The organism is Mesorhizobium sp. M1322, assembly GCF_040318085.1.
Classification (GTDB): domain Bacteria; phylum Pseudomonadota; class Alphaproteobacteria; order Rhizobiales; family Rhizobiaceae; genus Mesorhizobium.
This window is the reverse complement of sequence record NZ_JAMYLP010000070.1, coordinates 21,256-31,322: the sequence shown is the minus strand read 5'-3', so window position 1 is coordinate 31,322 and position 10,067 is coordinate 21,256. Positions and strand designations below refer to the sequence as shown.

The following is a 10,067-nucleotide window of genomic DNA, read 5'->3' as shown; positions in this document are numbered from 1 at the left end:
TATCAACCGATCCATTACACCCAAGGCTGCCTCCAAAAGCAGTCTTGAATCATGCTACGGTCAAAAAGGGAATCCTAAGAGTCCACACCACCTAGTCCTGATCATCTCGACCAGGCTCGCCTGGTCGGCATCGCCATAGCCCGATGCGACGGCTTTTTTTAAGAGCTCGAACATCGGCGCGATCAGTTCGGAGCTGACACCCTGGCCCTCGCTGGCCGCGATAAAGTTGTCGAAGGCCGCCGCCTGCATTTCGAGGTTCGAGACGACATCGCTGCGGTAGTCGCCGCTGTCGATGCGCCGTGCCATGTCAGGCAGCCATGTCATGACCGCCCCGAGCCAGTTGCTCAGCATCGGCAGGAATTTTTCCGCCGGCACCTTTTCCGATCCGGTCAGCGCGAAGGCATGCGTTACGCCCGAGAACAGGCCGTACATGGCGGTGAGCAGGGCAATGTCGTGCAACGGTGCCAGCCCGGCGTCGTCGCCGAGATATCTGGCTGCGCCCAGCGCGCCGAGCGGTTTCCCGTGCGCCTCGAACGCCGTGTGCGCACCGCTGTAGAGGATCAGCGCCTCGGCTTGGCCGATCATCGGCGGAACCGCCATGATGCCGCCGTCGAGGTAGTCGGCGCCCCGGGTGGCTGCCCATTGTGCCATCTCGCGCGCCTGCGCCGGCGTGCCGTTGGTGAGGTTGACCAGCGTGCGGCCGGCAAGCGCATCCTTTGCCGGCTCGAACGCCTCATACACGGTATCGTAGACCAGCAGGCAGGCGACCACCAGTTTGCTCGCCTCGACGGCATCCTTGACGCTCTCGGCGGCGACAGCGCCTTTGGCCACGAGCGCCTCAGCCTTGGCCGGCGAACGGTTCCACAGGGTGACGCTGAGGCCGCTTTTCAGGAGCGCCGCGGCCAGGGCCGAGCCCATGGCACCAAGGCCGATGACGGATACGTCGGACATTTGTTTCCTTTCTTTTCGGTTCGATCGTGAAGTTACGCGGCGAGCTATGCGCGCGGCGTTCCTATTCACCCCATGGCCGGCGACAGGTCCTGGCCGAGGCCGCCGTCGACCTTGATCCGCTCGCCGGTGGTGAAGGTGGCGTCGAAGGCGAGGAATAAAACGGCGCGCGCCACCTCCTCCGGCGTGCCGTGGCGCTTCATCGGCGTCACCTCGTCGCCGACCTTCATGAAGGCGGCGCGCTCTTCCGCCGAGGCGCCCGCAACGCCCATGGTCGGCGTGTCGATGAAGCCGGGGCTCACGACGTTGACGCGGATTTTTCGCGGCAGGAGTTCCGATGCCAGCACCTTGCCGAAGGCGCGCAGCGCCGCCTTGCTAGCGGAATACACCGCCATGCCGGCGGTGCCGGAATCCTCGGCGATCGACGAGGTGAAGACGATCGCACCGCCGTCCTTGATCAGCGGTATGAGGCGCTGGGTGACGAAAAAGGCGCCCCTGGCGTTGAGGTTGAACTGGCGATCGTAGGACGCTTCGGTGACCTGGTCGAACGGTTCCAGCTCCGACACGCCGGCGTTCACGTGCAGGAAATCGATCTTGCCGAGTTTCTGCCCCACCTCCGCGCTGAGCAGGGCGATGTCGTCCATGCTGGCGATATCGAACCGGACCGCATGGACGCTGCCGCCAAGCGCCTGACGGGCGTCCGCGAGGTTCTTTTCGTTGCGCCCCGTGATCAGGACGTCGGCGTCGCCGTCGATCAACGCCTGCGCCACCGCCAATCCCATTCCATGTGTGCCGCCGATGACAACGGCCTTCTTGCCCTGAAATCTGCTCATGATTCTTCCTTATCCCGGCGCGAAGGGCGCCGCGGTGTGTCGGTTTGAAACTGTCGGGAGCGGCCGCTTTTTTGCGAGCGAAAACTGTCCCAGTGGAAGCCTTGCCGCTGGCCTTCTGCCTGCATGCTTCGGCGTCCTTGCCCGAAGCTAGGCAGGTACTTTCGATTGCGCAAGTACAGACAAAAAAGTAAGGTACCTACCAAAGCCTCAGAATTGGAGAGTTCCTTGGAAAAAAAACAAAGAAAACTGCCGGACAGTTGCGGATTGGGCCCCGCGCTTGCGGTGATCGGCGGTAAGTGGAAGGCACTTTTGCTCTGGCAGATCCACCAGGCGCAGCCCTGCCGCTTCGGCGAACTGAAGAGGCTGCAGCCGGAGATCAGCGAGAAGATGCTGATCCAGCACCTGCGCGAGATGGAAGCGGACGGCATCATCCACCGCGAGGTGTTTCACCAAGTGCCGCCGCGCGTCGAATATTCGGTCACGCCGGAAGGCGCCGAGCTCGACCTGGCGCTCGCCCCGCTGGCGGAATGGGGCAAAAAGCACCAGGAGCGGACAGAAAAGGCGAAAGCCGGAGCGGCGCGGGCTGCCCGAACCGCGGCGAAAGGAGCCGCGCTAGGGTAGCGCCGGATGTGGATAAATTTCCGCTCCGCGGCGACGGACGGCTCCGGACGAAGCAGATGATGGCTGACGAAGGCCAGGACGGTATAGGCCACAATCATCACGCATTTATGAGCTGTGTTGATAAGCCTATCCGGGATTATGGGTCTAGTCTTGGGCCGTGCGTCGCCTTAAGTGTCAATAGTAATAGTCCGTGCATGGACCGCCGCCCAGGAATAATGCTGATGGAACGCAAGCTCGCGGCAATCATGGCCGCCGATATCGTCGGCTACAGCCTGCTGATGGCTGAAAACGAGGCTTCCACCTACGCGAAGCTGCGCGCTGTTTTTGATGAGCTCATTGACCCGACCATTGCCAGCCATGGCGGGCGCATCGTCAAGACGACGGGAGACGGCTTTCTCGCCATGTTTCCAAGCGTCAACGAAGCGGTTGATGCGGCGCTGGCCATACAGGAAGGCTTCGACAAGGGCCCGTTCGAGCTGCGCATCGGCATCAATCTTGGCGATGTCATCGAAGATGACGGCGACGTATACGGCGACGGCGTCAATGTGGCCGCCCGTCTTGAGACCATGTGCGATCCGGGGCAGATATTCGTCAGCGGCGCCGTTGTGATGGCGGCCGACCGCAACAGCGCGGACAGGTTCGTCCGCATCGGCCGCAGGCGGGCCAAGAACATTCCCGAGCTTCTCAACGTCTACCGCGTAAGGCGCGCCGGCTCTCCGTGGTTGCCATGGCGGCAGGTGCCGCAGGTGCTGCGCGGCACCGCCGCCCGCTGGTCTTATGGCGCGGCCGCCATAGGCCTCATCCTCATCGGCACCCAAATTCAGCCGCTCTCCCTGGCAGCCATGGTCAGCCGCATCCCGGGGGTCTTGTCGATGGACCAGAGCCGCGCCGACCCCCGGCCGTCAGTGGCGGTCGTGCCTTTTGCCGCCATGAGCGGCAGCGGCGAGCAATCGTATTTCGCGGACGGACTGACCGAGGATGTGACGACAGCCCTTGCCCGCAATTCAGAGCTGCAGGTAATCGCGCGCGATTCCACCTACGCCGTGCACGGGCAGGATACGGACGTGCGCAAGCTCGGGGCGAAGCTCGGCGTTGATTATGTGGTTGAAGGCAGCGCCCGCCGTGAAGGCGACCAGCTTCGGGTATCGGCGCAGCTGATCGATGTAAAGACAGGCGCGCATCTGTGGTCGCGCAGTTTTGACCGGCAGGTCGCCGACGTGTTCACCGTCCAGAGCGAGCTGACCACTGAAATCGTCGCGCAGATCGCGCCCTATATCGGCAGGAGCGAGGCGCAGGCGGCAGCGGAGCGCCCGACCGACAATCTGCAGGCCTATGACTTCGTGCTGCAGGCCCGTAACCGCTATCGGCACGGCGCCAATGACCCGCAGGACATTCTGGAAGCGCGGGGCCTCTACCAGCGCGCGCTTGAAATGGACCCGTCCTATGCGGCCGCCCGCGCAGGCCTCGCGCTGACCTATATCGCCGCCGTGGCGCAGAGCGGTGACGGCCGGGCAAACGCGCCGGAGCTCCATCTTGGGCTTAGCGAAGCCCGGCAGGCGGTCCGTCTCGATCCCAATCTTGGCCTTGGCTATCAGGTCATTAGCTTCGGGCTTGCCGTGCAGGGCGACTATTCAGGCGGCTTGCAGGCCGCACGGCGCGCTGTGGAGCTCAACCCTAACGATCCCGACAGCATGATGGCGCTTGCAAAGGCGCAGGTTCGCTTCGGGGAATATGATGATGCCGTCGCCAACGCAGAGCGGGCCCGCCGCCTTCATCCTATGGCGCCCGAGTACTATGCCTATGTGCACGGGCAGGCGCTCTACGCGGCTGACCGCCGCGATGAGGCTTCCGCCGTCATAGAGGAATGCCTGATCCGGGCGCCGCGCGATGCAAACTGCCTTCTGATTCAGGCCGCTTTGCAGGCCGGGGGCGGAGAGGTCGAGGCAGCCCAGCAGACGATGGCAAAGCTGGTCGAGGCGCATCCGGCATTCTCGCTTGAAGCAGAGCGCGCCTACCGCCGGTTCGGTGACAGGCCGCTGATGGAAGAGTTCCTGCAGGACCTCGCACGGGCCAAGGCTCCTGAAAGCGCCTGAAAGTTTTTACAGAGCGACTTCAATCACATAGCGGTGCCCCGGTTTCATCTCGTCCGGCGGGCCAATTTTGCCATCTCCACGACGCCAACACCGAAAGTTGCCGCCCATTGCCGCTAGAACTACGTCCGCGCGAGGAGCGCGAAATAGCCAAGAGGCGAGAAAGTGTAGTAACGGCGGTGATCGGTGGTGAAAAAGTTCGAATCGTTTGCGGCCGAATGACATATTTTGGCACAAGGCAAGCTCGCATATTGATCGTTGGACGGACATCGCGAGCCCGTGCTGGGGCGCGCCGCGCTGCCGTTTCCGTCGTCGGGGTACAAATCGCCAATACAGAAACTGCAGGGCGAGCGATCAGCGCTTGTCCGTCGGATGACTGCTCGTCGTCGAAGGGATGCGGGCGATGACCTTGATCTCGAAATCGAAGCCCGCAAGCCAATTGACGCCCACTGCGGTCCAGTTCGGGTAGGGAGGTGCACCGATCTCTTCTGCTCGGACGGCCAGAACTGTCTCGATCTGTTCGTCCGGGTTGGTGTGGAACGTTGTGACGTCGACGACGTCGTCGAAGCTGCACCCGGCGGCCGCCAAGACCGCGCGCAGGTTGGAGAAGGCCCGTCGAACCTGATCCTCGAATACGGGCTCGGGCGAGCCGTCCTCACGGCTCCCGACCTGACCCGACACGAAGAGAAGATCGCCGGACCGAATGGCTGCGGAATAGCGGTGTATATCGTATAAAGCGTGCCGGTTGGCCGGGTAGACGGCGTCGCGTGCAGGCATTTCGTGTTCCTTTCTGTCTTGATAACGGGAGCGGTCCGGCAGCGGGCCGGAGCCGGGGTATCTCCGAGTTGATGCAGGCAGGAGATAGAGCAATCGCATTGCGCGCATTAGCCGTTGAAATCGGCATGAGATGATGCAAAATCCCCATCAATGCCCCGCCCGTCGCTCAACGATCTCACCGCCTTCGTGGCCGTTGCCACACACCGCAGCTTCCGCCGCGCAGCAGACGAGATCGGCACGGCACCTTCCACATTGAGCCATGCGATGCGGGCGCTCGAGGAACGCATGGGCGTGCGCCTCCTGAACCGCACCACACGCAGCGTCTCGCCGACAGAAGCCGGGTTCCGGTTGCTCGATCGCCTTCAGCCGGCGCTCGTCTCGCTGGACGAGGCGCTCGACAGCGTCGCGGGATTCCGTGGCAATGTCGCGGGCATGGTCCGCATCAACGCACCGCGATTGGTGGCCGGGCTTCTCGTTCGCTGGGTTCTTCCGCAGATGGCGGAGCGCCATCCGGACGTGACCGTGGACATCGTCGCCGAGGGGCGGCTCATTGATATCGTGTCCAGCGGGTTCGATGCCGGCGTGCGCCTCCTCGGATCGGTCCCGAAGGACATGATCGCCGTGCCGTTTGCGCGCCCGTTGACGTTCATCTGTGTCGCCTCGCCGGCCTATCTCGATCGCTTCGGCGACCCGGGAACGCCCGAGGAATTGCAACGCCACCATTGCATCGGCCATCGTATGCCCAGCGGCAAATTCTATCGATGGGAATTCGAACGCGTCGGCCAGGAACTCGTGATCGACGCAAACGGCTCCATCGTCCTCGATGACGAGGAACTGATGGTCGAAGCCGCAATAGAGGGTCTGGGCATCGCCTATGTGGCGGATTGGGCCGCCGAAGCGGCCATATCCGATGGCCGGCTGCGCAAGGTCCTGACCGCATGGATGCCCGCTCCGGAAGGGGTGGCGGTCTACTATCCCGGACATCGAGCAGTGCCGCCGGCACTGCGGGGTTTTCTCGATGTCGTGAAGGACATGCGAAAGAAAGCACCTTGACTGGATCAAAAAGCAGGGAGGTCCGGCATGATTTCTCGTTTCTGTCGATCGGCCATCAGTCCGATCCAGCTTACAACCGATTGCACAGCGCAATCAGAGCCGTGCGGATGTGCCGCGTAAGGGAAAGGAAGTGGGTATGGCTAAGCTCGTGTTCGGAATGAACCAGTCCCTCGACGGCTATGTCGATCATATGGCGTTTGCGCCAAGCCCCACGCTCTTCCGCCACTTCATCGAGGAGGCTCAGGGGCAGGCGGGCAGTTTGTATGGTCGCAGAATGTATGAGGTCATGCGTTACTGGGACGACGATCATCCCGAATGGGATGCAGAGCGACACGCCTTCGCGGCGGCGTGGCGGAACCAGCCGAAATGGGTCGCCTCGCGCTCGTTGAAGGCCGTCGGTCTCAACGCCAGGCTTGTTGGAGATGATCTTGAGGGCGCGATCCGCGAGCTGAAGGCCGAGCGCGACGGGGAGATCGAAGTTGCTGGCCCGGACTTGGCGCATAGCCTCACCGAATTTGGCCTGATCGATGAGTATCGCATCTACCTGCACCCCGTCGTGCTTGGCCACGGCAAGCCATATTTCGCCGGACCCCGGCCGCCGCTCCGCCTTATGGCTAATGATCGGATTGGCGAGGATGTGATCAGGTTGACCTACGTCCCTGCTTGATCTCGCGACTCGTCGGATGGAAATCGCCGCTGAAGTTGGTCTCGGGTTGGGCCTAACGCGACGGGGACTGCGTGAGTCTCTTCTGTGTTCGCTTGATAAACTCCAGCATGAGAGAGTGTGCTGGTTCGGCATGCGTCTCGAGCAGGAAATGTCCGCCGTCGAAAATATGCGCCTCCATACGCGGCAGATCCTGCATCCACGACAGCGTCTCGGCGATGTCGAAATAGGGCTCGTGACGGCCCCATAGCATGAGTGCCGGCGGCTGCCATTTCTTGAGATAGCCGGCGATCGCATCGAAACGCGCGGCGTGGTTCTTATAATCGGCGATGAGCGCGCGGTGGGTCTCCATGCGGCCGGGAAGGTTCATCACCCTCCAGTCCTCGACCCAGGGTTCGCCTTCGATCGTGGCGGCGACCTCCTCCGGCAGACCGCCAGTATATTGCTCGCGCGTGAATTCAAAGGTCAGGTCGGGGGTTGCGGCCGCTTCGTTCTCTTTTGTCGGTTCTGACCAGAACTTCAATGCGGCGTCCCACAGAGGCCCGAAGCCAGTACGATGCGCGTTTGCGTTCTGGATGATGAGGCCCGAAACCAGATCGGGCGCTTGCATGGCGATCTGCAGGCCCACAGCGGTGCCCCAGTCATGCACGTAGATGAAGCGACGCCCGATCAGGAGGTGGGCCAGCAATTCGGAAATTGCCTCGCTGATCGCGGCGAAGGAGGGTGTCGGCGGAACGTCGGACTGGCCATGGCCCGGGAGGTCGGGCGCGATCACATAGGCTGCGCCCGCCAGTCCGGGAATCACTTCACGGAATGCACGTGCCGAGCTGGGAAACCCATGCAGGAGGAGCAAAGCGGGGTTGGATGGATCGCCCGCAGTGACGTAGGCAAGCTCGGTTCCACCGGAGAGACGCATTCGGTGTTGGGCGGGCAGGCTCATGTCAAGATTCCGATTTGCTGTCTGGAAATCGAGTTTAACTCAAACGAGCGGCACGAGTTCCGGAGGTTGCCGAAGAGCCTGTGGCCGGTCTTCCCCATGGTCGGGCGATTTGTCAGTGTCCGCGCGGCGACCGGCGCGAGCGAGTACCGTTCCGAGATGCTTTTGGCGCACCAACGACGACGGAATCGGCTTCGCGACCTTGCGGCGACGAGGATTATCGCCGCCAGAAGGGCTTGGCGATCTCTGCCTCGACCTGCCGTCTCGTCAGACCGATATCGTCGATCAAATGGGGATTGTCCTTCGACATTTGCTCAAGTTCCCAGCGAAAGCGTTTCCGCTCGCCCCAGGCCGCGACAATGCTTCGCAGGGTCGTCAGGTGCCGACGCGACACTTCCGTCGGCTCCACCGGCGTTTCCAGGCGCGCTGACTGATGCGGGGCCGATGCAAGAGTATCGTTCATAGCAACCTCCATGGGTTTGAAGGTCCGGGGACCCTCGACCTGAAAGAGGCTGAATTCTGCAGGAAACGAACAGCGTCGTAATTAAGCTCTCCCAAATAGTTCTCAAAACTTCCAAACGGACTATAGATACGCCGTATGCAGGGATCGCGCTTTGCCTTTGGTCCGTTCGTGCTTGATTCCGGTGCGGGAACGCTGCTTCGCAACGATGTCCCCGTTGCCGTTGGCTACCGTGGGCTAAAGCTGCTTGCGGCGCTCGTTGGACGGCCCGGCGAAATTCTGAGCAAGGCCGAGTTGATGGACGCGGTGTGGCCGGGCACGGCCGTCGAGGAAGGCAACCTCACCGTCCAGATCGCGCAGCTGCGGAAGCTGCTTGGTCCGGCCGCCGATGCCGGTAATGGGGGCGGTGAATGGATCGCCACGGTTCCGCGCGTCGGCTATCGCTTCATGGGGGCCGTCGAACAGCTCGGCGGCGCGAAGCGAAAACCTTTGCCGCTGCCCGACAAGCCATCGATAGCCGTGCTGCCCTTCGTTAATCTCAGCAACGATCCAGAGCAGGAATCCTTCGCGCATGGGTTGACCGAGGACCTGATTACCGACCTGTCCAGGATTTCCTGGCCTGTTCGTCATCGCACGCAACTCGACCTTTGCCTATAAAGGAAAGGCTATGGACGTGCGCGCTATCGCTGAGGACCTTGGCGTGCGCTACCTGCTGGAGGGCAGCGCAAGACGCGCCGCAGGGCGCGTGCGCATCAACGTACAGCTGGTCGACGCGGCGAGTGGCGACCATCTGTGGGCGGAACGCTTCGATCGCAGCCTGGAAGATATTTTTGCCGTTCAGGACGAGGTCACCGGCAAGATCGTGGAGGCGTTGCTCGGCAGGCTGCGCGCACCGCCGCCGCGCAGTCGGCCCAAAAATCTCGAGGCTTACGTTCTCTGCGCGCGGGCGCGCAAGCTGATGGATGATTCGCCGCAGACGGCGCGCGAAGCGCATCTGATGCTCACCCGCGCGGTTTCGCTCGATCCGGAATATGCCGAGGCCTATCGCTGGCTTGCCATGAACCACTGGATGGGATGGGTCCATTCCGGCGGACCAACCGAAACGTCCCGTATCGTTGCTTTGGACCTGGCGCGCAAAGCCGTGGCGATCGACCCCAACGATGCCGGCTGCCGCTGGGTTTTGGCTTACCTGCTTGCCTATGAGCGCAGCTTCGCCGAGGCGGATGCGGAATTCGCCAAGGCGATCGAGCTCGACCCGAACGAGGCCGATGCCTGGGCGGCATTATCCGACATCGCGGTCCTGGCCGGACGGGTCGAGGAAGGCCTTGAGCACATTCGCAAGGCATTCCGGCTGAACCCGTTTCCGGCAAGTTGGTACTATCTGGCGCTCGGACAGGCGCAATATGCGGCCGGCGCATACGAAGCCGCTGTCGAGACACTGCGCAGGGACGAGACTTATCGTACAAGCTCACGCCGCTTCCTGGCGGCAAGCCTTGCCCAACTGGGCCGGCTCGACGAGGCGCGCGCAGAGGCCGAACTGTTCCTCGTCGGCAACCCGCATTTCACAACCCGCCACTGGGCCACGACGGAGCCATTCCGCGACGCTGCGACGCTCGAGCATTTCGTTGATGGCTTCCGCAAGGCCGGTCTTCCGGAGTGACGCGCCGGCGTGACCTCCTAAACG

General features: G+C 62.5%; 9 protein-coding genes and 1 pseudogene. 5 read left to right on the top strand and 5 right to left on the bottom strand.

The annotated features are described in order from the left end of the window. Positions 1-60: 60 nt before the first annotated feature. Both NKH12_RS22355 and NKH12_RS22350 read right to left on the bottom strand, forming a co-directional pair. Entirely contained in the window at positions 61-951 is an 891-nt protein-coding gene (locus tag NKH12_RS22355) for an NAD(P)-dependent oxidoreductase (protein WP_352955125.1), read from the bottom strand. Positions 952-1,016: 65 nt separating this feature from the next. Then, entirely contained in the window at positions 1,017-1,781 is a 765-nt protein-coding gene (locus tag NKH12_RS22350; RefSeq protein WP_352955124.1) for an SDR family oxidoreductase, read from the bottom strand. 225 nt (positions 1,782-2,006) lie between these two features. On the opposite strand from NKH12_RS22350, the gene NKH12_RS22345 reads away from it, so the two are divergent. Both NKH12_RS22345 and NKH12_RS22340 read left to right on the top strand, forming a co-directional pair. Continuing rightward, positions 2,007-2,402, top strand: coding sequence for a winged helix-turn-helix transcriptional regulator (locus NKH12_RS22345; RefSeq protein WP_352955123.1), 396 nt, complete (start codon positions 2,007-2,009; stop codon positions 2,400-2,402). A gap of 221 nt (positions 2,403-2,623) precedes the next feature. Further along, entirely contained in the window at positions 2,624-4,495 is a 1,872-nt protein-coding gene (locus NKH12_RS22340; RefSeq protein WP_352955122.1) for a tetratricopeptide repeat protein, read from the top strand. 351 nt (positions 4,496-4,846) lie between these two features. On the opposite strand, the gene NKH12_RS22335 is transcribed toward NKH12_RS22340, so the two are convergent. Next, positions 4,847-5,269 (bottom strand): RidA family protein, encoded by a 423-nt coding sequence (locus tag NKH12_RS22335; RefSeq protein ID WP_352955121.1) that lies wholly within the window; start codon positions 5,267-5,269, stop codon positions 4,847-4,849. 150 nt (positions 5,270-5,419) lie between these two features. Between NKH12_RS22335 and NKH12_RS22330 the strand changes: the two genes are divergently transcribed. Both NKH12_RS22330 and NKH12_RS22325 read left to right on the top strand, forming a co-directional pair. Beyond that, the gene (locus tag NKH12_RS22330; RefSeq protein ID WP_352955120.1) at positions 5,420-6,322 is read left to right on the top strand and encodes a LysR family transcriptional regulator; all 903 of its coding nucleotides are present in this window, start codon (positions 5,420-5,422) and stop codon (positions 6,320-6,322) included. 136 nt (positions 6,323-6,458) lie between these two features. Next, a complete protein-coding gene (locus NKH12_RS22325) occupies positions 6,459-6,989 on the top strand; it encodes a dihydrofolate reductase family protein (RefSeq protein ID WP_352955119.1) in 531 nt (176 codons plus the stop codon). A 52-nt stretch (positions 6,990-7,041) separates the two neighbouring features. Here NKH12_RS22325 and NKH12_RS22320 read toward each other — a convergent pair whose 3' ends face one another. Both NKH12_RS22320 and NKH12_RS22315 read right to left on the bottom strand, forming a co-directional pair. Beyond that, a complete protein-coding gene (locus NKH12_RS22320) occupies positions 7,042-7,926 on the bottom strand; it encodes an alpha/beta fold hydrolase (protein WP_352955118.1) in 885 nt (294 codons plus the stop codon). Positions 7,927-8,140: 214 nt separating this feature from the next. Further along, a complete protein-coding gene (locus tag NKH12_RS22315) occupies positions 8,141-8,386 on the bottom strand; it encodes a DUF1127 domain-containing protein (RefSeq protein ID WP_352955117.1) in 246 nt (81 codons plus the stop codon). A gap of 135 nt (positions 8,387-8,521) precedes the next feature. On the opposite strand from NKH12_RS22315, the pseudogene NKH12_RS22310 reads away from it, so the two are divergent. Further along, a pseudogene (locus NKH12_RS22310) lies at positions 8,522-10,043 on the top strand (winged helix-turn-helix domain-containing tetratricopeptide repeat protein). Positions 10,044-10,067: the final 24 nt, after the last annotated feature.

What these genes read in the sequence shown, in the direction of transcription:
- NKH12_RS22350 (WP_352955124.1), bottom strand. Translation starts at nt 1,781, where the DNA reads ATGAGCAGATTTCAGGGCAAGAAGGCCGTTGTCATCGGCGGCACACAT.
- NKH12_RS22335 (WP_352955121.1), bottom strand. Translation starts at nt 5,269, where the DNA reads ATGCCTGCACGCGACGCCGTCTACCCGGCCAACCGGCACGCTTTATAC.
- NKH12_RS22315 (WP_352955117.1), bottom strand. Translation starts at nt 8,386, where the DNA reads ATGAACGATACTCTTGCATCGGCCCCGCATCAGTCAGCGCGCCTGGAA.
- NKH12_RS22355 (WP_352955125.1), bottom strand. Translation starts at nt 951, where the DNA reads ATGTCCGACGTATCCGTCATCGGCCTTGGTGCCATGGGCTCGGCCCTG.
- NKH12_RS22325 (WP_352955119.1), top strand. Translation starts at nt 6,459, where the DNA reads ATGGCTAAGCTCGTGTTCGGAATGAACCAGTCCCTCGACGGCTATGTC.
- NKH12_RS22320 (WP_352955118.1), bottom strand. Translation starts at nt 7,926, where the DNA reads ATGAGCCTGCCCGCCCAACACCGAATGCGTCTCTCCGGTGGAACCGAG.
- NKH12_RS22340 (WP_352955122.1), top strand. Translation starts at nt 2,624, where the DNA reads ATGGAACGCAAGCTCGCGGCAATCATGGCCGCCGATATCGTCGGCTAC.
- NKH12_RS22330 (WP_352955120.1), top strand. Translation starts at nt 5,420, where the DNA reads ATGCCCCGCCCGTCGCTCAACGATCTCACCGCCTTCGTGGCCGTTGCC.